The following is a 23,749-nucleotide window of genomic DNA, read 5'->3' as shown; positions in this document are numbered from 1 at the left end:
CGCCGAGAGCTGTCCTCTCGCGCAGGACCGTGGTAGATACCGATCAGGCCGCCTCATGCGGCCACGGCCGCCGTGCGGTCGCGCCAGCTCTGCGTCAGGCAGAGATGGTTCGATGTTGTCGGGTCCTCGCGTGAGACCACGAGGTCCTGGCGGACTCTCGATACGCACGCGAATAGTCCGAATAGCTTACTTAACCAACTTCTTCTTCACCAGCCCCTTCTTTGCTTTGCGCTTCGCCACCGCACTCTCCGGGGGCTCCGCGGGCGCGCCCAGCCAGCCCGCCAGCTTGCCGCCCTCGCCGACGGCCCGCAGCCGTCGCTCGGTCGCGTCGCGCACCGGGTCGGTGGCCACGACCAGCAGCTCGTCGCCGTGGCGCAGCACGGTCGAGGGCCCCGGCACGAAGCTCGCGCCGTCCCGGACGACCAGGGTGACGGCGGCCCCGGCGGGCAGCCGCAGCTCGCTCACCTCCACGCCATGCATGCGCGAACCGTCGGGGACGGAGACCGAGAGCAGATGCCCGCGCAGTCGCTCCAGCGGCGCCGACTCGATGCCCAGGTCCCGGGCCTCCTCGTCGTCGCCCAGCTTCAGCCGCCGGGCCAGCCAGGGCAGGGTCGGGCCCTGCACCAGCGTGTAGACGATCACCAGCACGAAGACGATGTTGAAAATCCGGCGGCTGTCGGCGACCCCGGCGACCATGGGGATGGTCGCCAGCACGATGGGCACCGCGCCGCGCAGCCCCGCCCAGGACAGCAGCGCCTTCTCCTGCCAGGGCGTCCGGAAGGGCGCCGTGCTCAGGAACACGGACAGCGGTCGGGCCACCATCGTGAGCACCAGCCCCACCACCAGCGCGGGCAGGATGTCGCCGCCCAGCTCGTGCGGGGTGACCAGCAGGCCCAGCAGTACGAACATGCCGATCTGGGCGATCCAGCCCAGCCCCTCGGCGAAGCCTCGGGTGGCCGGCCAGTGCGGCAGCTTGGCGTTGCCGAGGATCAGGGCGGCGAGATAGACGGCCAGGAAGCCCGAGCCGTGGGCGAGCGCGCCGGCCGCGTAGGCGGTGACGGCGATGGCCATCACGGCGATCGGGTAGAGACCGGAGGCGGGCAGTGCCACGTGCCGCAGCCCGTACGCGCCCGCCATGCCGATCAGCAGGCCGGCGGCGGCGCCGATGACCAGCTCCAGCGCGATCTTGCCGAGCAGGAGGTACCAGTGGTCGACCGGGCCGGCGGCCGAGAAGGCCACGACGAGGATGACGACGGGGGCGTCGTTGAAGCCGGACTCGGCCTCCAGGACACCCGTGAGCCGGCCGGGCAGGGGAACGTTCCGCAGGACGGAGAAGACGGCGGCCGCGTCCGTGGAGGACACCACGGCGCCGATGATCAGTGCCTGGCGCCATTCGACGCCGGCCAGGTAGTGCGCGGCGGCGGCCGTCACACCGACGCTGATCGCGACACCGAAGGTGGAGAGCACGGCCGCGGCGGGCAGCGCCGGCTTGATCTCGTGCCACTTCGTGCCGAGACCGCCCTCGGCGAGGATCACGACCAGCGCGGCGTAGCCGATGACCTGGGTGAGGCCGACGTCATTGAAGGAGACACCGATGCCGTCCTGGCCGATGGCGACACCCATGCCGAGATAGAGGAGCAGGCTGGGGAGCCCGCTGCGTGAGGAGATCCGGACCGCCGCCACCGCCACGAGCAGCACGAGCGAGCAGATCAACAGGAGTTCGTTGAGGTGGTGGACAGTCAGGGGCCGGTCCCTTCACGAGGTGTTCCACGGGCGTCGTCATACGGCGTCGGGGTGTTCACGATTCGGCCGAAACGTTCCTCCTGTCCTGGGGGCCGCGAAGGCGGGGGCAATGGGGGATGCGTCCAGAGGAAGTTAATTTCCTCATCTAATATTTTACGGGTTCTTAACGCCTCTTCGGCACGTCCGCACTGGCCGGATGTCGATCGGCACGGCACCGCGTCCGGGCGCCCCGCGCCCTGCGCCTATGGTTGCTTCCAGCATTCCCAGGACCATCTGCCCCTCAAAGGACAGCGATGCCCGCCAACAAGAACGGCCCCGGCAAAAAGAAGAAGGGGCGACGCGCCCGCCTGCTCGTGATCACCACCGTGCTGCTGCTCGTGGCGGGCGTCGCCTTCGGCGCGTACTGGAGCGTCAGCACCGTTCGCGCCTCCTTCCCCGAGACCGACGGCACCCTTCAGCTCAAGGGTCTGTCCGGTCAGGCGAAGGTCGTCCGCGACGACCACGGCATTCCCCAGATCTACGCCGACAACGCCGAGGACCTCTTCCGCGCCCAGGGCTTCGTCCAGGCGCAGGACCGCTTCTGGGAGATGGACGTCCGCCGCCATCTGACGGCCGGACGGCTCTCCGAGATGTTCGGATCCGGCCAGGTGGAGACCGACGCCTTCCTGCGCACCATGGGCTGGCGCAAGGTCGCGCAGCAGGAGTACGACACCAAGCTGTCGGCGAGCACCAAGAAGTACCTCCAGGCGTACTCCGACGGCGTCAACGCCTACCTGAAGGACCACAAGGGCAAGTCGCTGTCCGTCGAGTACGCCGCCCTCGAGTTCCAGAATGACTACAAGCCCGAGGCCTGGACCCCGGTCGACTCCGTCGCCTGGCTCAAGGCGATGGCCTGGGACCTGCGCGGCAATATGAAGGACGAGATCGACCGGTCCCTCGCCTCCTCGCGGCTGACCCCCCAGCAGATCGACGACCTGTACCCGGCGTACCCGTACGACCGGAACAAGCCGATCGTCGAGGGCGGCGCGGTCGACTCCGCCAAGGCCTTCGACCCCAAGGGCGCCGCCGCAGGCGGAGACCGGTCCGCCGGTGCGCAGAACCCGGCCACGGCCGGGGGCGCGGGCGCGGCGAACGGCCTGCGCAGCAGCCTGGCCTCGCTGTCGAGCTCGCTGGAGAAGATCCCGGCGCTGCTCGGCCCCAGCGGCAACGGCATCGGCTCCAACTCGTGGGTCGTCTCCGGTCAGTACACGACCACCGGAAAGCCGCTGCTGGCCAACGACCCGCACCTCGCGCCGCAGATGCCCTCGCTCTGGTACCAGATGGGCCTCCACTGCACCACCACCGGCGAGCAGTGCCCGTTCGACGTGGCCGGCTACACCTTCGCGGGCATGCCCGGCGTGGTCATCGGCCACAACAAGGACATCGCCTGGGGCATGACCAATCTCGGCGCCGACGTCTCCGACCTCTACCTGGAGAAGGTCACCGCCGACAGCTACCTCTACGACGGCAAGCAGAAGCCCTTCGTCACCCGCAAGGAGACCATCAAGGTCGCGGGCGAGAAGAGCCGTGAGATCACCGTCCGCGAGACCGGCAACGGCCCGATCGTCTCCGACCGCAACGACGAGCTCGTCAAGGTCGGCGAGAAGGCGCCTGTGCAGGACCCGGCGCCGGACCGCGCCGAGGGCTACGCCGTCTCGCTGCGCTGGACCGCGCTGGAGCCGGGCAAGACCATGGACGCCATGTTCTCGCTGGACCGGGCGAGCGACTGGGCCTCCTTCCGCAAGGCGGCGGCCGACTTCGACGTCCCCTCGCAGAACCTGATCTACGCCGACACCAAGGGCAACATCGGCTACCAGGCCCCGGGCCGGATCCCCGTCCGCGGCAAGGCGGGCGGCGAGGCCAAGGGCGGCGAGACCGACGGGACCCCGCAGAAGGGTCAGACCGGGACGAACGGCACTCCTCGGACCAGCGCCACCGGCACCACCGGCGAGCCGAAGACCGACGTCAACGGCGACGGCAAGATCGACGCCAAGGACGGCGCCAAGCCCGACGCGCAGGCCCCCGCGCCCGACGGCCGGCTGCCCGCCCCCGGCTGGGACCCGGCCTACCAGTGGACCGACTATGTGCCGCAGTCCGCGCTGCCGTACGACTTCAACCCCAAGCGCGGCTACATCGTCACCGCCAACCAGGCCGTCGCCGACAAGGCCTACCCGTACCTCCTGACGCAGGACTGGGGCTACGGCGCCCGCAGCCAGCGGATAAACGACATGATCCAGTCGAAGATCAAGGACGGCGGGAAGATCTCGACGGAGGACATGCAGAAGATGCAGATGGACAACGGCAGCGAGATCGGCAAGCTGCTGACGCCCTACCTGCTCAAGATCGACGTCAAGGGTGCCAACGAGCGCGAGACGAAGTACGTCCGCGAGGCGCAGAACCTGCTGAAGGACTGGGACTACACCCAGGAGCCCGACTCGGCGGCCGCCGCGTACTTCAACGCGGTGTGGCGCAACACCCTCAAGCTCGCCTTCGGAAACAAGCTCCCCAAGGAGCTGCGGGTCAAGGGCCAGTGCCTGCGGGTGCGCCCGCCCAATGACTCCGGCCCGCAGGAGGACCTGGACGGCAACACCCGCCTGGTCCTCGAGTGCGGCGAGCGCGACCCCGACGCCGCGCAGCCCGACGGCGGCGACCGCTGGTTCGAGGTCGTCCGCAACATCGTGGACAAGCCCGACAACGCGTGGTGGAAGACCAACGGCACCCGCGCCAACCCGGGCGCCGCCAACCGCGACCAGCTGCTGGCCCAGGCCATGATCGACGCCCGGATGGAGCTGACCTCCAAGCTCGGCAAGGACGTCACCCAGTGGAGCTGGGGCCGGCTGCACCAGCTGAGCCTGAAGAACCAGACCCTCGGAAAGGACGGCCCCGCCATCGTCCGGTGGATGCTCAACCGGGGCCCCTGGAACCTCGCGGGCGGCGAGGCGGCGGTCAACGCCGCCGGCTGGAACGCGGCGGGCGGCTACGACGTGGTCTGGGTGCCGTCCATGCGGATGGTCGTCAACCTCGCCGACCTCGACAAGTCCCGCTGGATCAACCTCACCGGTGCCTCCGGCCACGCCTACAACGCCCACTACTACGACCAGACGGACATGTGGGCCAAGGGCGAGCTGCTGCCGTGGGCCTTCAGCAAGGACGCCGTCGAGAAGAGCAAGGACGCGGTCCTGACGCTCAAGCCGTAGCGGCTACGCCGCGAAGCGGCGGACCCCGTCAGGGGTGATCACCGCGTGCACGGGGTGGTCGTGCGGTTCCTCCGGGACCCGCGCGACCACCTCGTTGTCGTAGAGGAGCACGACGCGGGCGGGAGCCGCTCCCGCGCGGTCCAGCCGGGCCAGCACCCGGTCGTACGAGCCGCCGCCCCGGCCCAGCCGCAGCCCGCGTCCGTCCACGGCGAGCCCGGGCAGCAGCACCGCGTCGGCCCCGGTGACCGCGTCGGGGCCGAGCCGCTCCCCGTCGGGCTCCAGCAGCCCCCGGCCCGCCCGGACGAGATGCTCCGGGCCCCGGTAGAGCCCCCAGTCGAGATCGTTGTCCGGCAGCAGCACCGGCAGCAGCACCCGCACCCCGCGCTCACGCAGCGTGTCCAGCAGCGCGCGGGTGCCCGGCTCCCCGCCGACGGAGACGTACGCGGCCACCGTCCGCGCCTCCGCCAGCTCCGGCAGCTCCAGGGCGCGGCGGCCCAGCTCCGTCTCGTACGCGCGGATGTCATCCCTGGTCAACCCGGCTCTCACCGCCAGGAGGGCGCGCCGCAACGCCGCCTTGTCGAGCTCGGGGATCTCTGCTGACGAACCCATGGTTTCGGCAATCTCCTGTCTGGGGTCATACTCGGCGGAGTCACATCTTCCGCTCAGTCTCAACGGTTAGTGTTCGGCCCATGACTCAATCGCGCCCTCGGATCAGCAAGGCTGTCATCCCTGCCGCCGGGCTCGGAACCCGCTTTCTCCCGGCCACCAAGGCCACGCCCAAGGAGATGCTGCCGGTCGTCGACAAGCCGGCCATCCAGTACGTGGTGGAAGAAGCGGTTCACGCGGGATTGTCCGACGTCCTCATGATCACGGGCCGTAACAAGCGCCCCCTTGAGGACCACTTCGACCGCAATTACGAGCTTGAAGAGGCCCTGCGGCGCAAGGGCGACGAGTCCCGCCTCGCCAAGGTCCAGGAGTCCAGCGATCTCGCCACCATGCACTATGTGCGCCAGGGCGACCCCCGGGGCCTGGGCCACGCGGTGCTGTGCGCCGCCCCGCACGTGGGCGACGAGCCCTTCGCCGTACTGCTCGGCGACGACCTGATCGATGCCCGGGACCCGCTGCTCTCGCGCATGGTCGACATCCAGCGCAGGCGCGGCGGCAGCGTGATCGCGCTGATGGAGGTCGACCCCGCGCAGATCGGGCTCTACGGCTGCGCGGCCGTCAAGCCCACCGACATCGAGGACGTCGTCGAGGTCACCGGCCTGATCGAGAAGCCCGGCCCCGGCGAGGCGCCCAGCAACTACGCGGTGATCGGCCGCTACGTCCTCGACCCGGCCGTCTTCGACGTGCTGCGCGAGACCGAGCCCGGCCGGGGCGGCGAGATCCAGCTCACCGACGCCCTCCAGGCCCTGGCCGCCGCGCCCGGCCTCGGCGGGCCCGTGCACGGCGTCGTCTTCAAGGGCCGCCGCTACGACACCGGCGACCGCGGTGACTATCTGCGTGCCATTGTCAGACTGGCATGCGAGCGCGAGGATCTGGGACCGGACTTCCGGGCCTGGCTCCGGAGTTATGTCACCGAGGAGATGTAGCGACTTGAGCAGGGGCGACTTGAGCAGTGTGACGGACGGGTCGGCCGCCGGAGGGGACCGCATCTGGTCGGTGGACGAGCACCTCGACGACATCCTCGGGAAGATCCGCCCGTTGGAGCCGATCGAGCTGCAACTCCTGGACGCCCAGGGCTGTGTGCTGGTGGAGGACGTCGTCGTCCCCGCCGCCCTGCCCCCCTTCGACAACAGTTCCATGGACGGCTACGCCGTCCGCACCGCCGACGTCGCGGGGGCGAGCGAGGAGTTCCCCGCCGTGCTCACCGTCGTCGGCGACATCGCGGCGGGCAGCGCCGAGCTGCCCGCCGTGGGCCCCGGCGAGGCCGTACGGATCATGACGGGAGCCCCGCTGCCGCCCGGCGCCGAGGCCGTCGTGCCCGTCGAGTGGACCGACGGCGAGAGCGGCGAGGGCCCGGCCGAGACGATGGCCGCCGGCCTCGGGGCCCCGGACGAGGGGGAGGGCTTCGGCGAGGTCCGCGTCCACCGTCCCGTCGCCGCCCGCGCCCACATCCGCGACCGCGGCAGCGACGTCGCCGCCGGCGAGATCGCGGTGCGGGCCGGTGCGGTCCTCGGCCCCGCCCAGCTCGGGCTGCTGGCCGCCATCGGCCGCGCCACCGTGACCGTACGGCCCCGCCCCCGCGTCGTCGTGCTCTCCACCGGCAGCGAGCTCGTACCGCCCGGCGAGCCCCTGGGCGAGGGCCGCATCCACGACTCCAACAGCTTTATGCTCACCGCCTGCGCCCGGGACGCCGGCGCCCTCGCCTACCGCGTCGGCGCCGTCGACGACGACCCCGTGGTCTTCCGCGCCACCCTGGAGGACCAGCTCGTACGCGCCGACGCCGTCGTCACCAGCGGCGGCGTCAGCGTCGGCGCGTACGACGTGGTCAAGGAGGCCCTGACCGGGCTGACCGGCGAGGAGGGCCGGGTCTCCTTCCGCCGGCTGGCCATGCAGCCCGGCAAGCCCCAGGGCTTCGGCCGCGTCGGCCCCGACCGCGTCCCCCTGTTCGCGCTGCCGGGCAACCCCGTCAGCTCGTACGTCTCCTTCGAACTCTTCGTCCGGCCCGCGCTGCGCGCCCTGATGGGGCTCCCGCCCGGCGACCGCGAGACGGTACGGGCGGTGTGCGTGGACGGGGTGAAGTCCTCCCCGGCGGGCAGACGGCAGTTCCTGCGCGGCCGTTACGCGGACGGCGAGGTCACCCCGGTCGGCGGGGCGGGCTCCCATCTGGTCAAGGCCCTCGCCGACGCCGACGCCCTGATCGTCGTCCCCGAGGACACCACGTCCGTGGATCCGGGCGCCGAGGTCGAGGTCGTCCTCCTCGGCTGACGTCCTTCCCGAACGGTCCGCGCTCCCTCCGGGTACGGTGGCTGCCCACAGGGACCGGACCGGGAGAACGATGAGCAGCGGCCAGGAGCACCTCACCCATCTCGACGCCACGGGCGCGGCCCGCATGGTCGACGTCTCGGCCAAGGAGATCACCGCGCGCACCGCGAGGGCCTCCGGCCGGGTGCTGGTCTCGCCGCGCGTCGTGGAACTGCTGCGGGGCGAGGGGCTGCCCAAGGGCGACGCCCTCGCCACCGCCCGGATCGCCGGGATCATGGGCGCCAAGCGGACGCCCGAGCTGATCCCCCTCTGCCACCCGCTCGCCCTCTCCGGGGTCACGGTCGACCTGACCGTCACCGACGAGGCCGTCGAGATCCTCGCGACCGTGCGGACCACGGACCGCACGGGCGTGGAGATGGAGGCGATGACGGCTGTCGCCGTCGCGGGGCTGACCGTGGTCGACATGGTCAAGGCCGTCGACAAGGCGGCGGTCATCACGGACATCCGCGTCGAGGAGAAGACGGGCGGCAAGTCCGGCCCGTACGTCCGGCAGGAGGCCGGCGCGTGACGGCCGGCGCGCACGCCTCCGGGCACGCCCCGACGGAGTCCTACCGCGCCCTGGTGGTCACCGCCTCCAACCGGGCCGCGGCGGGCGTCTACGAAGACCGGGGCGGGCCCCTCCTCGCGGCCGGGCTGGCGGCCATGGGGTTCGCGGTGGACGGGCCCCGCGTGGTGCCGGACGGCGAGCCCGTCGAGCAGGCCCTGCGCACGGGCGTGGCCGCCGCCTACGACGTCATCGTCACCACCGGCGGCACCGGGATCTCGCCCACCGACCGCACCCCCGAGGCCACCCGCCGGGTCCTGGACCACGAGGTCCCCGGCATCCCCGAGGCCATCCGGGCCGAGGGCCTGGCCAAGGTGCCCACGGCCGCGCTCTCCCGGGGCCTGGCCGGAGTCGCCGGACGGACGCTGATCGTCAACCTGCCCGGGTCCACGGGCGGCGTACGCGACGGGCTGGCCGTCCTGGAGCGGCTGCTCCGGCACGCGGTGGACCAGCTCCACGGCGGCGACCACCCGGGCGGCGATCAACCCGGCGGAGGCCGGCCCGGCGGCGATCACCCGAGAAACCCCGCAGTCGCCCCATGAACATCTGGCCGGTCGAGCTGGCGGACGGCGATGTCGCCCTGCGCCCCATAAAACTGCGCGACCAGCGCGCCTGGCGCGAGGTCAACCGGCGCAACCGTGACTGGCTGCGCCCCTGGGAGGCCACCGTGCCCCCGCCGCCGCCCGGTGGGCCCGTCGCCCAGCGCCCCACCTACCGGCAGATGGTCCGCCATCTGAAGGCCGAGGCGCACGCCGGGCGGATGCTGCCGTTCGTGATCGAGTACCAGGGCCGGCTCGTCGGCCAGCTGACCGTGGCCGGGATCACCTGGGGCTCGATGTGCTCGGCCCACATCGGCTACTGGGTGGACGAGGCCGTGGCCGGCAGGGGAGTGATGCCCACGGCCGTGGCGCTGGTGGTGGACCACTGCTTCCACGCGGTCGGGCTGCACCGGGTGGAGGTGTGCATCCGGCCGGAGAATCTGCCCAGCCGCCGGGTGGTGGAGAAACTGGGATTCCGCGAGGAGGGCCTGCGCCCCCGCTATCTCCACATCGACGGCGCCTGGCGCGACCACCTGGTCTACGCGCTGACCGCCGAGGAGGTCCCCGAGGGGCTGCTGGCCCGCTGGCACCGGTCCCGGCCGAGGGGCGGGACGGGCGCGGGGACCGGACTCTCCCCGGAAATAAAATAAACGTTCGAATTGACCGGTCAATTGACGGTATTCGTAGGGTTCCGATCTCAACAATCACAAAAAAAGTTCGAGATATCAGCCGGATCGTGCGACACACCGCGCCAATTGGCGGAATCATCTGCGCACACCCCTCTACCGTGTGAAGGGTGAGCAGCAGCGGCCTGATCTACGCAGTCATCGTCGGGGCCTGGGCCGCCTACTTGGTGCCGATGTGGCTCCGTAGGCAGGACGAGCTCAATGAAGCCCGTCCGACGGAACGCTTCAGCACGGCCATCCGGTTGTTGTCCGGACGGGCGGGCATGGAGCGCCGTTACGCCAAGGACCTGGAGGGGCGCGCCCCCGCCGAGGCGGCGGCTCCCGGGGAAGCCGGGGAGCCGGAGCCCCGGGCGCCCGAGCCGGACGCGGCGACCGAAATGGTCGACGTCCGGTCCTTCGGCGCGCCCGCGTCCGGTCGGCCGGACGCCGCGCAGGCGCCGCCCCCGGCGGCCCCGCCGGTGTCTCCTTCGGCGTCCCCGTCCCCGTCTCCGTCGCCGTCGACTCCGGCCGCCCAGGCCGGCGCCCTGACGGCGGCCGAGCGCGCCCGGCGCTCCAAGGTGCTGGCCCGCCGCCGCCGGACCACGGTGCTGCTCTTCTTCGCCTTCACCCTGGGCGCGGTCGTCGCGGGCGTCGGCGGCCTCTCCCTCCTGTGGGTGCCGGGCGTCCCGGCCGTGCTGCTGAGCGCGTACATCTGCTACCTGCGCATCCACGAGCGGCGCCGCTTCGCCTTCACCATGGACCAGCGCCGCGCCGAACTGGCCGCCCAGCGCCTCCGCGAGGGGCGTGCGCGCTCCCACTCCGCGCCCCCCGAGGACGGCTCCGCCGACGCTGACACCGTTGTCCACCACGCGGCGCCCCCGGCGACGGGCGGCGCGGCCGCCGCGCGCAGCGCGGGCCGGCGGGCCCTGGTGGAGCAGACCGACCATGCCGAGTGGGTCGACCAGCAGCGCGAGCGGGACCAGGGCGAGGGCTGGGAGCCCGTGCCCGTCCCGCTGCCCACCTATGTCTCCGCGCCGGTGGCCCCCCGGGCGACCGGCGGCTCGGCGGACACCTGGAGCTCGGCCCGCTCCAGCACCGCCGAGCCGGCCGAGGCCCACCGTCCCCCCGCCGAGGACCGCCGGGGGACCCGCCCCCGTCGTCCCCGCCGCGAGCGCGGGCACACCCCGCTGTTCGACCAGTACGCCGACGAGGGCCGTCCCCGCGCCGCCAACGAGTGACGCCGGGGCCGCTCCCCGCGCTGACCAGCGGAGGCGGTGGGGAGCGGATTTCCGGGCAGCGCGGTGGGGGTGCTAGAGTTTCACTCGTTGCAAGGGCCTGTGGCGCAGTCCGGTAGCGCACCTCGTTCGCATCGAGGGGGTCAGGGGTTCGAATCCCCTCAGGTCCACAACAGTAGGTTCCCGAACCGGAATGGGAGCCAGCGGGAGATCCCGTCCGATCGTCAGATCGGGCGGGATTTTTCGCGTTTCGGGGCGACTTCCTTCTCCATGCTCTCCTCTGCGACCTGTATCGCTGTCAGGAGGCCGCCTTGCGGTGCTCGCTGGGGGTCAGGCCGCGGACGCGTTTGAAAGCGGTGCTGAAGCCGAAGGCGTCCGCGTAGCCGACGCGGCGGGCCACGGCGGCGACGGTCTCGGCGGGGTCGGTCAGCAGGTCGGCGGCCAGGTCCATGCGCCACTGGGTGAGGTAGGACAGCGGGGGCTCGCCCATCAGGTCGGTGAAGCGGGCGGCCATGGTCGTCCGGGAGACCCCCGCCTCGGCGGCCAGCGAGACGAGCGTCCAGGGGCGGCCGGGGGACTCGTGCATCGCGCGCAGCACCGGGCCGACGACGACGTCGCCCCAGGCGCGGTACCAGGTGGGCGGGCAGGCCCCGGGACTGTCGAACCAGTCGCGCAGGGTGCACGCCAGCAGCCAGTCCAGCATCCGGTCCAGCACGATCCGGCGGCCCGGCCGGCCCCGGGTGAGCTGGGACTCCAGGAACTCGCTCACCGGTGAGCAGTCGTCGTCGGTCACCACCGCCACCGGTGGGAGGGCGTCCAGCAGTCGCGCCGGCATCGCGCCCTGGAAGCGGTACGCGCCCGCCAGCAGGACCGTGCTGCCGGCTCCGTCCGCCGGTTCCTGGTCCCCGGGGCCGGTCTCCCGCAGCGGTCGCGGCGGGGTGGTGGAGGCCGGGTCGTCGGTGAGGACGAACGGTCGCGGGCCGCGCACCATGGCCGCGGCTCCCCGGCCGACGTGGTGCGGCCGGTCGTCGCCGTCGAGGAGGACCCAGGCCTCGCCGCGCAGCGGGACGCACAGGGTCAGCTGGGCGCCGTCGTCGAAGCGCAGCGCCCAGGGCGGGGTGAGGACCGACCGGTCGACGGCGGTGCCGTCGGCGCGTACGCCGCGCAGCAGGTCGTCGAAGGGGTCGCCCATGGCGTCACAGTACGCGAGCCCCCCGAGGCTTCGGGCGTCCGTACGATCGCGCATGCGCGGCGGACTCCCGGCCATGTCGGGGGCGTGCGCAGGGCGGTTGACTCGGCGTCATGACGACAACGGGCAAGGACATCCTGGTTCTCGGCGGTACGGGCAAGACGGGTCGCCGCGTGGTGCGGCGGCTGCGGACGGCGGGTGAGCGGGTGCGGGCGGCGTCCCGTTCGGGGGAGGTGCGCTTCGACTGGTCGGATCCGGGCACCTGGGAGCCGGCCGTGGCGGGGGCGGCGGCGGTGTATCTGATGACGCCCGAGGACCCCGGGCCGGTGGCGGACTTCGTCGGCCGGGCGGTCGCCGCGGGCGTGGGCCGCTTCGTGGCGCTCTCCGGGCGGGGCGTCGAGCACGTCGGCCCGGACTTCGGGCAGGGGATGGCGGCCGGCGAGCGCGCCGTGCGCGGCTCCGGCGTGGAGTGGACGGTCATCCGCCCGAACAACTTCCACCAGAACTTCGACGAGGACCTCTGGCACCGGCCGCTGAGGTCGGGGCGCCTGGCGCTGCCGACCGGCGGGGTGCCCGAGCCGTTCGTGGACGCCGAGGACGTCGCGGAGGTCGCGGCGGCCCTGCTGACCCGGGACGGGCACCACGGCCGGGTCTACGAGCTGTCCGGGCCGGAGGCGCTGCCCTGGGAAGCGGCCGTGGGGACGATCGCCCGGGCGGCGGGGCGCCCGATCCGGTTCGTGGAGCTGACGCCCGAGGAGTACGCGGCCGAGCTGCGCGCCGAGGGGTGGCCGGAGGAGTCGGTCGCGGGGCTGGGCGCGATGTTCGCGGCGCAGCGCGCCGGGCACATGGCCGCGCTCACGGACGACGTGCGGCGGGTGATCGGGCGGGAGCCCCGGGGGCTCGGCGTGTACGCGGCGCGGGTGGCGCCGACGGGGGCCTGGTCGTAGGACGTCTCGTGGAGCGTCTCATTGGGTGCGTCTCATGAGGGCGCCTCAAAGGGTGGCTTATCGAGGCCAGTTGAAGCACTGATGATTGAACGGCTGACTTATTAAACCTTGTTGAACAAAGTGTGACTCAGATCATGTTTCCAGCGGTAGGGAAACGGTTCTGCTGAGTGTGTGGCCCATGGCACGATCTTGCGGATCGCTACTTCTCGGTAATACCGGGCCCCGTGGCGGTCGTAGCCCTTCCTGATGCCGTGTGATGCGGCCCGGCCGTGTACCCCGCCGGGTCGCCCCCACCTCACGCTCCCAAGGACTTGAATTTGCGTAAGTCTGTTAGATACGCCGCTGTTTTAACTTCTCTGACCGCTGTGTCCATATTTTCCACGGGTTGTTCGGCGGATAGCTCCTCCAAGGCGGCCAAGGGCTCGGACGCCGAGCCGGTCGCCGCGACGTCGAACGCCCTCGCGCCGCAGCTCGCGGTGGCCGCCGCCCCCGCCGGGGCGGGCGCGCCGAGCGCGGTGGCCCGTCCGGGCGGTGATTCGGGCGGCGCCGCGGCGCCCAAGGCGGCCAAGTCGGCGCTGAAGGTCGCCTCGTTCGACCAGCGCAGCGGCCGGGCCGTGATCGCGGGCCCCAAGGGCGAAGGCGTCGCGAAGAAGCCGAAGGGCATCGCGCCCCAGCCCCACAAGTCGCCGCAGACCTCGCAGCCCTCGCAGTCGAACGGCTCGAACGGGTCGGACCAGTCGGCTCAGCCGGCCAAGCCGGCGCAGCCGGGCGGGGCCGAGGCGAACAGCGTGGCCGTCGGCGACGTCATCGCCAGCGCCCCCGCGCCCGGCGCGCCCTCCGGCCTGCTGGCCAAGGTGACCAAGGTGCTGGGCACGACCGACAAGGGCACCGAGGTCAACACGGCCCCGGCCACCCTCGACGCGCTGCTCGGCGACTCCGAGGCCAAGGGCTCGGTGCCCGTCGACCCGTCGGCCGTGAAGGTCGTACCGCTTCTGCCGGGCGTCAAGGCCTCCTGGACGAAGCCGGACGGTATTCACGTGGGGCCCCAGGGCGCCAAGGTGCCGCTGGGCAACCTGCGACTGGACGTCGGCGCGTCCATCCCCACGCCCAAGGGCTCCCCGGTCACGGCCGAGGCGTCCGCCGCGGGTTATGTCCAGCTCGCCCCCGAGGTGGACTTCTCCTACAACGGCAAGGGCGTCGGATCCACCGGCGGCCCGGGCACCGCGTCGCTGGCCCTGTCCGGCGACTGGTCCTCCGCGTGGGAGCTGAAGGGCCAGGCGGTGGCCACCACCGCCGACAAGCCCATCAAGCTGCCCTTCGCGAAGCTCCACGCCGACCCGGTCATCCAGGTCGGCCCGGTGCCGGTCGTCGTCAACCTCGACCTCACCTGCTACCTCCAGGTCGACGCCGAAGGAAAGATCTCCGTCGACGTCAAGCAGGAGCTGAAGGGCGACTTCAAGGTCGGCGGCGCCTACACCTGGGGCAAGGGCTGGACGCCCGTCAGCAGCTCCCAGATGAACGCCACGCCGGTCACGGCCACGGCCAGCGCGGCGGGCAAGGTCAAGGCCACGCTCGGCGCCGAGGCGTCCGTGGGTCTCTACGGCGCGGTCGGCGTCAGCGCCAACCTCGCCCCCTACCTGCGGGCCGAGGCGGAGGGCACCGCCACCGCCGCGTCCGACGGGTCGGCCTCCGCGAGCGGCAAGTGGGCCGCGTACGGCGGTGTCGACCTGACGGGCTCGCTCCAGGCGCAGCTGAAGATCTTCGGCACGCCGCTGTTCGAGCGGCGGATCCCCGTCGACATCCTGCACCGGGAGTGGAAGCTCGCGGGCGGGGAGGGGACCGTCAGCAAGGCGGCCAAGAAGCGGTAGCGCGCGTAGCGCGTAGCGCGGTTTCCGGGGACCCCTGTCGGCTTGTGCCGGTGGGGGTCCCCGTGTTTTCTGGGGTGTGCCCGGACGGGCTCTACAGCCGTGACGCCACCGTCCTCGCGATGCGGACGATGTCGCCCGTCGGGCGGGTGCGGGTTTCCGGGGGGCGGTGGGTCCAGCGGTCCTCCAGGGTGAACCAGTCGATGGGGTGCGGGTCGCGGTCCTCGTCCAGGGCCGTCTCCAGCTCCGTGAAGTACGTCTTCCAGCGCAGCCGGTAGAGGCCGCCCACCAGGCCCGCCCACTCGCGGTTCGCGTAGTCGTGGAGCTTGCCGCCGTCCGCCGCCGGGCGGGGGCCCCAGACCGTCAGCAGGGAGAGGGCGTCGGCCTGGAGGCGGTCGCGTTCGGCGTCGGAGGAGCCCCAGGCGCGGGCGGCGGCCAGCCAGCGGCCCAGCAGATGGCGGTCGTCCGTGGCGACGATCTGCTCCAGCAGCTCCATCCAGTCCAGCCACTGCCGGGTGAGGTCGCCGAAGCGGTCGCGGTCCCCCTCGTCGTAGGCGGCCTTGACGCGCGGCAGCAGCAGCCGGCCGCGGTTGGACACGCACTGGCGGGCGACGTCCACGAGGTCGGCCCGGTACGCGGAGCTCGCGCGCAGGGGCGGGGCCACGGACAGCAGGGCCGGGAGGGCCGTCTCGAACTCGGCGGCGTCGTAGCGCAGCTTCTGCGGCGACCAGCTCGCGGCCCGGTCGACCGCCAGGTCGGGGCGAGCGCCGAAGAGGCCGTCCGCCTGCTCGCTCCAGCTGTCGGCGCGGGTGGTGCCGTAGGCGGTGCGGCGCAGGGTGTCCCAGGCGCGGGCGGCGCCCGCGTCGGCGGCCCCGTAGCGGGTGACGGCCCACTGCCCGAACCACGTCCGGAGGTCGACCGGCCCGGACGTCCAGGCCAGGTCGGAGAAGAGGGCGAGGGCGGCGGGGTCGTTGTCGGCGGCCTCCGGCATCACGGCGATGCCGCGCAGGGCGCTGCCCGGTTTGGTGCGCCACTGCTCGTAGAGCGAGACCCACTCGGGGGTGTTGGCGCCCAGCTGGGTGTGGCCGCCGAAGTTCCAGATGGTGCCGAAGGCGTAGGGGGTGCCGCCCCAGTCCCGCTCCCGGTCGACGATCTTCGGGAAGCGGTCGGGGATGCCGTCGAGGACGAGCATCCGGGAGCGGTCGACGGCGTCGACGATCTCCCGCCGGGGGTTGTGCTGCCAGCCGAGGATGGCCCAGACGGCGTCCGGGTGGGCCGTGCGCAGCGCCTTCTCCACCGCCTTGGCCGCCGCGCCGACGGGGACGTCGCCGGGGGAGCCGCCCTCGTGCAGCAGGTCCATCTTGTACATGGACGTCGCGCCGTAGAGCTCCTGCTGCACCCGGTAGAAGGTGCGGGCGACGGCGGCGAAGTGGGGGGTGCGGGGGTCGAGCCAGTCGGGGCGGTCGAAGCCGCACCAGCCGCCCTGCGGAATGGTCCGGGCGCCCTTGTTGCGCTCGGCGTAGCCGGGCGGGACGGTGCCGAAGTAGCCGGGCAGCACCGGGGTCATGCCCAGCTCGCGCAGCCGGCGCACGATCTTCCGCGCCAGGGCGGTGCGGCGGTCGAGGAGCTCGGGGGAGGCGGGCCCGCCGAAGGAGGCCATGTTCTGCATCAGCCACCACGGCTGGTGCGCGGGGCCGGGAACCCACGCGCGGACTTCCGCGTCGCTGTAACCGTGTTCGATGAAGGTGCGGTGGTACACGGCGTCGGCGCCCGCGTAGACGAGGACCTCGTTGAAGCCGTGGAGGGCCAGGACGTCGAGCTCGCGCTCCCAGTAGTCCCAGTCGTGGTACGGGCCGGTGTAGCCGTCGTTGGTGTCGTTGAACACGAAGCGGTGGGCGACGTTCGCCGTCGCGGCGACCGGGGTGCCGACGGCGGGGAGCCGGGCCGGCAGGAGACCGGTCTGCTCGCCGCGCCAGGAGACGTGGGCGTGGGCGACGTGCCGGAGGTAGTGGTGGAAGCCGGTCAGCTGGACGGCCGCCGTGGTGCCCTCGACGGTGATCCGGCCCGCCGTGCCGGACACTCGGAAGGCGTCGTGGCCGCCCCGGCGGGGCACGGTACGGAAGGTGACCTGGTCATGGTGGCGCGGCAGCAGCCGGGCCAGCGCGGAGGCGGCGGCCCCGGCCGGGGCCGCCCCGGCGGAGGGCACCCCCACCGTGCCGAGTGCGGCGGTCCCGGCGAGCGCGCCGAGGATCGTACGACGGGCGATGGGCATGAGTGACCTCCACCGTGGCGCCGCGGCCTGCCGGCCGGCGACTGGCTACGGGCCGGCTCCCGGCCGTCGGCTGACGGCTGGCCGGCCTGGACCACTTGAGCGCGGAGATCCTATGAGTCCCCGTCGGGAATCGGTCAAGGGCACGGGCGTCGAACCAGCCACGCCGGTTACATTTGGCACGAATGGCCCCACGAGCCTCGTGCGACCTGCTAAGGGCGGGTGGGGGCGGGGTGGCCGTGAGGTCCGTTCCGCTCGTCCGGCTCGTCCCGCTCGTCCAGTCCGCTCCTGTCCCGACGGCGTGAGGAAGTCCGTGCGACCACTCCACGCGAGACCCGTGCGACCGATTCACGCACGGCCCGGCGCCGCCCCCCTCGCCGCCGGACTGCTGGCCGCCCTGCTCTGCGGCTGCGCGGAACCCGGCGGGCTGGAGGACGCGGGCCCCGCCCGGCCCCCCACCGCCCTCACCGGCCCGGTCTACGCGGTCGAGGGCCCCGGTAAACCCTCGCTGCGCCGTCCCGCGTCCTTCGAGGCCGGTGAGTCCGTACGGCTCACCGGGCTGCGCTGGCTGTCCTGGGGCGGTCCGGCCGCCGAGGCGACCGGGGAGGCGTCCGGCGGCTGGTGCCTGCCGGGCTGCCGCGACAGGAGCTACCCGGCGAAGGTCACCTTCGCCGGACTGGTGCGGAAGGATCGTTCCGCCTACTACGGACGGGCCGTGGTCGTCGTCGACGGGCTCCCGCCCGGGCAGCACAACGAGCTGCGCGACCTGCGGCTCTTCGTCCCCCAGCAGGCGCCGCGCTGAGCGCGCGGAACCCAGCCCCCAGCCGAGGAGACTTCAGTCGATGGGTCTGCGTACGAAGATCGGGGTGGCCATCACGGCCACCGCCGCGGTCGTCTCCGTCCTCATCGGCCTCGTCGTGCACCACCGCACCGCGCGGGGCCAGCTGGAGACCGCGCGCGAGTCCCTCGACCAGCGGGTCGTGTCCGCCGCCGAGGACCACGCGGCGGGCTTCGACCGCCCCCGGGTGATCCTCAACCCCCACCGGCTGCCCGAGCCCCTGCGGCGCGCCGTCGACCGGGGCAGACGCGCCACCTACCTGGACCGCTCGGGACCCGAGCCGACCCTGTGGGCCGCGACGCGCGTGGGCGACGACACCATCGTCCTCAAACACCCCTACACCCGGCAGATCCGCAATCTGGAGGAGCTCGACGAGGTCCTGTGGCTGGCGGGCGGCATCGGCACCGCGCTCGCCGGGGTCGTCGGGGTGGCCCTGGCGACGGTCGCGGGGCGCCGGCTCAACGCCTCCGCGCGGACCGCCGAGCGGATCGCCGACGGCGACCTCACGGCCCGGCTCCGGCCCCGGGGCGGCAAGGACGAGCTCGCCCGGCTGATCCACGCCGTCAACACCATGGCCGACGCGCTGGCCGCCCGCCTCCAGGCCGAGCGCGAGGTCACCGCCAACATCGCCCATGAGCTGCGCACGCCCGTCGCGGGCCTGGTCGCGGCGGCGGAACTGCTGCCGCCGGGCCGGCCCGCCGAACTCGTCCGGGAACGGTCGCACCGGGTGCGCACCCTGATGGAGGACGTCCTGGAGGTCGCCCGCCTCGACGCGGACGCCGAGCACGCCGAGACGGACGTACGGGCGCTGGGCGAGCTCACCCGGCGGGCGGTACGGGCGGCGGCGGCCGGGACGGGGGAGGCCGGTTCGGGGCAGGCCGTCGAGGTCAGGGTGGTCCGCGACCGGCTGGTCGAGACCGACGCGCGCCGCGTCGAGCGGATCCTGGCGAACCTCGTCACGAACGCCTTCCGGCACGGCTCTGGGACGGTGGTGGCCGAGGTCGACGACGGCGTCATACGCATACGCGACCTGGGCCCCGGCTTTCCCGAGCAGCTGCTCTCCCACGGCCCGCAGCGCTTCCGCACGGGCTCGCGGGCCGGCCTCGGCCTGGGGCTGACGATCGCGGTCGGCCAGGCACGGGTGCTGGGCGCCGCCCTCTCCTTCACCAACCCGCCGGGCGGGGGAGCGGAGGCGGTGCTCGACCTGAGCGACGCGATACGGGACGCCGGGGACGCTCCGCCGGACGATGGCGACTGACGTGCGGGGTGCGGCGGCAGGCTGAAGAGTGGATGCCGTGAACGACAACGTCCTCTTCCTGAACGTCGCCGGCCCCGCCAAGGGCCACAAGGCGCTGGACGCCCTGCGCCGGGCCCACACCGACAAGGAGGTCACCCTGCGAGAGGGCGCCGTGATCGCCCGGGACTCGGAGGGCGCCCTCGACTTCCCCGACGCCGTCGACAACACCGGCACGGCCAACGCCTTCGCCATGGGCGGGCTGCTCGGCGGACTGCTGGGCATCCTCGGCGGGCCGCTCGGCGTCCTGGTCGGCTTCGGCGCGGGCGGCCTGATCGGCGGCGTCCACGACGCCCGCGCGGCCACCGCGTCGAACGCGGCCCTGGAGATGCTGGCGGCGGAGGTGCCGCCGGGCAGCACGGTCCTGATGGCCGAGGTCCGCGAGGACGACCCGGGCCCGGTCGACCGCGCCCTCTCCCCCTTCGGCGAGGTCCGCCGCTACCCCGCGGAACGCATCCGCGCGGAAGTGGAAGCAGCCATCGCCGCCGGCCACGGCACCTGACACGACACCGGCCCCGGCCCACGACCACCGGGGCTTGGCGGCGCGGGGCTCCGCCCCTGGGCCCTGGTGACTTGTGGCTCGCCCCGGGCCTCGCGCCCATGGGGACTGTGCCCCCCCGGCCCCGGCGGCTCGGGCTCTGCCCTGGGTCTCGTGACGACCGGGGCTGCGCCCCTGGGCCCCGGCGGCTTGTGGCTCGCCCCAGGCCTCGTGCCCACGCCGGGGGCTGCGCCCCGGCGGCCCGGCCCGCTGGGCCTCGCGGCCCGGATGGCCCGGGGCTTCGCTCCCGCCCAGGACAGGGACCCGCCCCCGGGGCTGGGGCTCGGCCCGGGCGCCGCCCGCCCCCGGGACCTGCGTGGGGCTCCGCCCCGCGCCCCCCGAAGCCCTAGCGGCAGCGAAGCGGCTTGGTGAAGCAGCGGCTCGTGTCGTATTCGCGGTAGTAGCCGAATTTCCTCTCCGCCGGCACCGGGGCGTAGCCGCTGGAGAGGTAGAGGGTCATGGCCTCCGGCTGTTTGTCGCCCGTTTCCAGGACCATGCGGGCGCGGCCCGCCCCGAGGGCGTCGGTCTCCAGGAGGGACAGGATGCGTCGCGCCAGGCCCCGGCCGCGGGCCCGGGGTATCACGAACATCCGCTTGAGCTCGGCGTCCCCGTCCGCGTACCCCACGCCGCCCTCGGAGTCGCGCTCCATCGCGCGCCAGCCGCCCGTGGCGACCGGCTCGCCGTCCGTGTCGTACGCGATGAGATACAGGCCACGCGGCGGGGCGAAGTGCGCCGGGTCCAGGGGGGTGTCGTCGCCGCTCCCGTACCGCTCGGCGTACTCCAATTGCACCTGGTCATTGAGCTTTACGGCGTCCGGGTGGTCGTAGGCGACCGGCACGATCTCCATGCCGCGATGGTACGTGCGCGCGACCGCCGGGCGGCAAGGGATTTCAGGAGTCGGTATCGTGCCCGGATGCTCACCGTTACCACCGCAAATGTGAACGGACTGCGCGCCGCCGCCAAGAAGGGCTTCGTCGAGTGGCTCGCGCAGACCGAAGCCGACGTCGTGTGCCTCCAGGAGGTCCGCGCCGAGCCCCACCAGCTCCCGGACGAGGTCCGCGACCCCGAGGGCTGGCACGTCGTCCACGCCCCGGCCGCGGCCAAGGGCCGCGCGGGCGTCTCCCTCTACTCCCGGCGCGAGCCGGACGCGGTGCGCGTCGGCTTCGGCTCGGCGGAGTTCGACGGCAGCGGCCGGTACGTGGAGATCGACCTTCCCGGTGTCACCGTGGCCAGCCTCTACCTGCCCTCGGGCGAGGTGGGCACGGAGCGGCAGGACGAGAAGGAACGCTTCATGGCGGAGTTCCTGCCCTACCTCGTGGGCCTGAAGGCCCGCGCCGCCGCCGACGGCCGTGAGGTGCTGGTCTGCGGCGACTGGAACATCGCCCACACCGAGGCCGACCTCAAGAACTGGAAGGCCAACCGCAAGAGTGCCGGCTTCCTCCCCGAGGAGCGCGAGTGGCTCGGCAAGGTCTTCGAGGAGTACGTGGACGTCGTCCGCACCCTCCACCCCGGGGTGGACGGCCCGTACTCGTGGTGGTCGTACCGAGGCCGCGCCTTCGACAACGACTCCGGCTGGCGCATCGACTACCAGGTCGCGACGCCGGGCCTGGCCGAGCGGGCGGTGAAGGCGGTCGTCGAGCGGGCCGCGAGCCACGACCTGCGCTGGTCGGACCACGCGCCGGTGACGGCCGTCTACGAGGCGCGGTAGTCCTCCGGGCGGATGACGGATCGCCCCGTGGCGGAGGGGGCGAGGGCGGGTTACGCCCGGGGACGGATGAGCTGCTGCGGCTGCTGTTGAACGATGAGTTCAGCAGCAGCCGCAACTTCACCGGCCTCCTCGGGAGAAACGCCATGGCATTCGCATCGTCCGTCCGCCTTTCCTCGCGCTCGCGCAAAGTCGCCGCGCTGGGTGCCGCGTTGGCCGCCACCGTCACCCTCGGCGGTGCCGCCGCCGGGAACGCGGCGGCGGACACCGCCCCGAAGCGCGCGAGCGTCACCGGGTCGGCGACCTTCGAGCTCCCGTTCTGGCCGGACAAGGACGTCCGCTCCTTCACCTTCGACGCCCACGCCAAGCCCTACAGCCGGCCGCTGGCCGGGCTGCCCACCGGGCTGCCCACCGACGCCGAGGGAACGGTGAAGGTCTCCCACTACGTCGCCGCGCTCGGCAGGACCATGACCGCCGAGGGCAAGGTCGACTGCCTCGTCACCGGGCCGGGCGTCGCGTCCCTCACGGCGGTGATGACCAAGGTCAGCCCGGACGGCCCGCAGGACTGGCTGGGCAAGCGCCTCGGCTTCAGCGTCCTGGACGGCGGCAAGGAGAAGGCGGGCCACAAGTCCCAGGACCGGGTGGGCTTCTCCTGGGCGGCGGTGAACGTCCTGCGCGACGGAGACAAGGGCGCGAAGCAGCCGGTCTCCTCCGACGTCGGCACCTGCATGTCCTCCGCCCCGTACGCCCCGGTCACCAAGGGCGGCTACACGGTCCGGCACGCGGAGCTGCCGCCCATCCCGAAGGGGTAATCCCGGCCGGAGTGCCGTGCGCGCGGGGCGGTGGGCTGCTACGGTCGTTCACGGCGCTCCTGCTCCTGCTCCTGCTTGCGGGAACAGGAACGCCCGCCACGGAATCTGGATCCGTGACGGGCGGGCCGAAAAGGCGGTCGTTCTGGACCTAACGGGTATAGGCCCAGCCGATCACCCCTTGCCGATCATGAGCAAGATCAGCGTAGTGACGGTGACAAGCAGTTCCACCCACGGTGTAACTGCTTTCACCCACCGCTTCCCCTGCCCCAGTCGATCGACGGCTTCGGCTTCCTATGGCGAGGCATTCCCGGCGCCTTTCCTTCGAAGGAGAGGCCCGCCGACGGCGAGGCCCCATGAAGGAACCCCGGACACGGCACGATGTGGCCCGCGTCCGAGGCCCCTGGCTGGAGCCTCGAACGCAGCGAACCGACCCTGGGAAAGGACCGCGTTGAGCCGGTATGGCTCGGCACGTCACAACAGGGACTTTAGTGCCGCCATCCCCAACTCTTCGCCGGTTAGAGCTGTTTGGGCGGGGCGCACGCGGTCGCGTCCCCGGAGCCCGGAACGTCGCGCGCGCCCGCCCCGCGCAACCGTCGGTCCATCGCCAGCGAGAACTCCGCGTCCACGACCGTCCGCGCCAGCGGTCGCAGGCGCGTCAACTCGCCGTCGTCCGACGCCACATCGGTGTACTCGTGCACCAGACGGCTGAACATCCCCGCCAGCGCGTCCGCGTGGGCGCGGACCTCGCGGGCCGCCGTGAGGACGGCGGAGAGGGGGATGCCCGCGCGGACCAGGGCCGTGGCGGCTTCCAGGAGGCGGCTGCTGATGTGGACGATCTGCTCCCCGTCCACGGCGAGATAGCCGATGTCGAGGGCGGCGGCGAGGTTCTCCGGGGTCACCTCGCCCGCGAAGTGGTCGGCGAGCTCCTCCGGGGTCAGCCGGACGGAGGTCTCCTGCGACCAGGGGGTGCCCAGGAGTTCGGCCACGCCGCGCCCGCCCTCGAAGGCCGCGATCAGCTCGGCGATGCCGCCAAGTGTGTGGCCCCGGTCCAGCAGCGCGGCGACCGTGCGCAGCCGGGCCAGGTGGGGCTCGCCGTACCAGGCGATACGGCCCTCGCGGCGCGGTGCCGGGAGGAGTCCGCGTTCACGGTAGAAGCGCAGGGTGCGCACCGTGATGCCGGCCGCCTCGGCCAGTTCGGCCGTCCGGTACTCGCGCTTCCCGTCGTTCGCCCCGTCGTTCGCCACGCGGGAAGCGTACGCGCGACCGCCGGTAACTTCCCTTCCCCCGGCCCCTATCGCCGTGCCCCGTCCCTGCCCTACGCTCCGACCGTGCCAGTGAGCGC

General features: G+C 72.8%; 20 protein-coding genes and 1 tRNA gene. 15 read left to right on the top strand and 6 right to left on the bottom strand.

All coding sequences use genetic code 11. The features are described 5' to 3' along the window. Positions 1 to 186 precede the first annotated feature (186 nt). Positions 187 to 1,713 (bottom strand): potassium/proton antiporter, encoded by a 1,527-nt coding sequence (locus tag RM609_RS06630; protein ID WP_311608717.1) that lies wholly within the window; start codon positions 1,711 to 1,713, stop codon positions 187 to 189. 323 nt (positions 1,714 to 2,036) lie between these two features. On the opposite strand from RM609_RS06630, the gene RM609_RS06625 reads away from it, so the two are divergent. Further along, positions 2,037 to 4,979 carry a penicillin acylase family protein gene (locus RM609_RS06625; RefSeq protein WP_311608715.1) on the top strand — a complete coding sequence of 981 codons (2,943 nt, stop codon included), beginning with the start codon at positions 2,037 to 2,039 and terminating at the stop codon, positions 4,977 to 4,979. Positions 4,980 to 4,982: 3 nt separating this feature from the next. Here the strand turns inward: RM609_RS06625 and RM609_RS06620 are convergent, their stop codons facing one another. Beyond that, positions 4,983 to 5,588 (bottom strand): 5-formyltetrahydrofolate cyclo-ligase, encoded by a 606-nt coding sequence (locus tag RM609_RS06620; protein ID WP_311608713.1) that lies wholly within the window; start codon positions 5,586 to 5,588, stop codon positions 4,983 to 4,985. A gap of 80 nt (positions 5,589 to 5,668) precedes the next feature. Here RM609_RS06620 and galU point away from each other — a divergent pair, with 80 nt between their 5' ends. The 7 genes from galU to RM609_RS06585 all read left to right on the top strand — a co-directional run bounded on the left by galU (position 5,669) and on the right by RM609_RS06585 (position 11,120). Further along, positions 5,669 to 6,571, top strand: coding sequence for a UTP--glucose-1-phosphate uridylyltransferase GalU (gene galU, locus RM609_RS06615; RefSeq protein ID WP_311608711.1), 903 nt, complete (start codon positions 5,669 to 5,671; stop codon positions 6,569 to 6,571). Positions 6,572 to 6,599: 28 nt separating this feature from the next. Further along, entirely contained in the window at positions 6,600 to 7,910 is a 1,311-nt protein-coding gene (gene glp, locus RM609_RS06610) for a molybdotransferase-like divisome protein Glp (RefSeq protein WP_311609134.1), read from the top strand. Positions 7,911 to 7,980: 70 nt separating this feature from the next. Continuing rightward, positions 7,981 to 8,475, top strand: a complete 495-nt coding sequence (gene moaC / locus RM609_RS06605; RefSeq protein WP_311608710.1) for a cyclic pyranopterin monophosphate synthase MoaC — start codon at positions 7,981 to 7,983, stop codon at positions 8,473 to 8,475. Further along, positions 8,472 to 9,053 (top strand): MogA/MoaB family molybdenum cofactor biosynthesis protein, encoded by a 582-nt coding sequence (locus RM609_RS06600; RefSeq protein WP_311608708.1) that lies wholly within the window; start codon positions 8,472 to 8,474, stop codon positions 9,051 to 9,053. The genes moaC and RM609_RS06600 overlap by 4 nt, the downstream gene beginning before the upstream one ends. Continuing rightward, positions 9,050 to 9,700 (top strand): GNAT family N-acetyltransferase, encoded by a 651-nt coding sequence (locus RM609_RS06595; RefSeq protein WP_311608707.1) that lies wholly within the window; start codon positions 9,050 to 9,052, stop codon positions 9,698 to 9,700. Before RM609_RS06600 ends, RM609_RS06595 begins: the two co-directional genes overlap by 4 nt. A 146-nt stretch (positions 9,701 to 9,846) precedes the next feature. Further along, positions 9,847 to 10,953, top strand: coding sequence for a divisome protein SepX/GlpR (gene sepX, locus RM609_RS06590; RefSeq protein WP_311608706.1), 1,107 nt, complete (start codon positions 9,847 to 9,849; stop codon positions 10,951 to 10,953). 93 nt (positions 10,954 to 11,046) lie between these two features. Further along, positions 11,047 to 11,120, top strand: a tRNA-Ala gene (locus RM609_RS06585). Between the two features lie 128 nt (positions 11,121 to 11,248). Here the strand turns inward: RM609_RS06585 and RM609_RS06580 are convergent. Further along, positions 11,249 to 12,142: an AraC family transcriptional regulator gene (locus RM609_RS06580; protein WP_438828400.1), complete on the bottom strand. Its 894-nt coding sequence runs from the start codon at positions 12,140 to 12,142 to the stop codon at positions 11,249 to 11,251. A 110-nt stretch (positions 12,143 to 12,252) separates the two neighbouring features. On the opposite strand from RM609_RS06580, the gene RM609_RS06575 reads away from it, so the two are divergent. Together RM609_RS06575 and RM609_RS06570 are read left to right on the top strand one after the other, a co-directional pair. Next, positions 12,253 to 13,086, top strand: coding sequence for an NAD(P)H-binding protein (locus tag RM609_RS06575; protein WP_311608703.1), 834 nt, complete (start codon positions 12,253 to 12,255; stop codon positions 13,084 to 13,086). A gap of 365 nt (positions 13,087 to 13,451) precedes the next feature. After that, on the top strand, positions 13,452 to 14,954 hold the full coding sequence (locus RM609_RS06570; RefSeq protein WP_311608701.1) for a hypothetical protein: 1,503 nt from the start codon (positions 13,452 to 13,454) through the stop codon (positions 14,952 to 14,954). Positions 14,955 to 15,045: 91 nt separating this feature from the next. Here the strand turns inward: RM609_RS06570 and RM609_RS06565 are convergent, their stop codons facing one another. Further along, the gene (locus tag RM609_RS06565; RefSeq protein WP_311608699.1) at positions 15,046 to 17,223 is read right to left on the bottom strand and encodes an alpha-N-acetylglucosaminidase; all 2,178 of its coding nucleotides are present in this window, start codon (positions 17,221 to 17,223) and stop codon (positions 15,046 to 15,048) included. 334 nt (positions 17,224 to 17,557) lie between these two features. On the opposite strand from RM609_RS06565, the gene RM609_RS06560 reads away from it, so the two are divergent. From RM609_RS06560 to RM609_RS06550, 3 genes are read left to right on the top strand one after another with little or no spacing between them, the layout of a single operon-like run. Further along, complete coding sequence (locus RM609_RS06560; RefSeq protein ID WP_311608698.1) at positions 17,558 to 18,022, top strand: hypothetical protein; 465 nt, start codon at positions 17,558 to 17,560, stop codon at positions 18,020 to 18,022. A 40-nt stretch (positions 18,023 to 18,062) separates the two neighbouring features. Further along, entirely contained in the window at positions 18,063 to 19,316 is a 1,254-nt protein-coding gene (locus tag RM609_RS06555; RefSeq protein WP_311608697.1) for an ATP-binding protein, read from the top strand. Positions 19,317 to 19,353: 37 nt separating this feature from the next. Next, complete coding sequence (locus RM609_RS06550; RefSeq protein ID WP_311608695.1) at positions 19,354 to 19,854, top strand: DUF1269 domain-containing protein; 501 nt, start codon at positions 19,354 to 19,356, stop codon at positions 19,852 to 19,854. Positions 19,855 to 20,236: 382 nt separating this feature from the next. Here RM609_RS06550 and RM609_RS06545 read toward each other — a convergent pair whose 3' ends face one another. Continuing rightward, positions 20,237 to 20,737 carry a GNAT family N-acetyltransferase gene (locus tag RM609_RS06545; RefSeq protein WP_311608694.1) on the bottom strand — a complete coding sequence of 167 codons (501 nt, stop codon included), beginning with the start codon at positions 20,735 to 20,737 and terminating at the stop codon, positions 20,237 to 20,239. A 66-nt stretch (positions 20,738 to 20,803) separates the two neighbouring features. Here RM609_RS06545 and RM609_RS06540 point away from each other — a divergent pair, with 66 nt between their 5' ends. Further along, positions 20,804 to 21,598: an exodeoxyribonuclease III gene (locus RM609_RS06540; protein WP_311608692.1), complete on the top strand. Its 795-nt coding sequence runs from the start codon at positions 20,804 to 20,806 to the stop codon at positions 21,596 to 21,598. Positions 21,599 to 21,741: 143 nt separating this feature from the next. Continuing rightward, complete coding sequence (locus RM609_RS06535) at positions 21,742 to 22,407, top strand: hypothetical protein (RefSeq protein ID WP_311608690.1); 666 nt, start codon at positions 21,742 to 21,744, stop codon at positions 22,405 to 22,407. A 515-nt stretch (positions 22,408 to 22,922) separates the two neighbouring features. Here the strand turns inward: RM609_RS06535 and RM609_RS06530 are convergent. After that, the gene (locus RM609_RS06530) at positions 22,923 to 23,651 is read right to left on the bottom strand and encodes a MerR family transcriptional regulator (RefSeq protein WP_311608688.1); all 729 of its coding nucleotides are present in this window, start codon (positions 23,649 to 23,651) and stop codon (positions 22,923 to 22,925) included. Positions 23,652 to 23,749 lie beyond the last annotated feature (98 nt).

This window comes from Streptomyces hesseae, assembly GCF_031845785.1.
Taxonomy (GTDB): Bacteria; Actinomycetota; Actinomycetes; order Streptomycetales; family Streptomycetaceae; genus Streptomyces; species Streptomyces hesseae.
The sequence above is the reverse complement of the archived record's forward strand: the minus strand, read 5'-3'. Positions and strand labels throughout refer to the sequence as shown.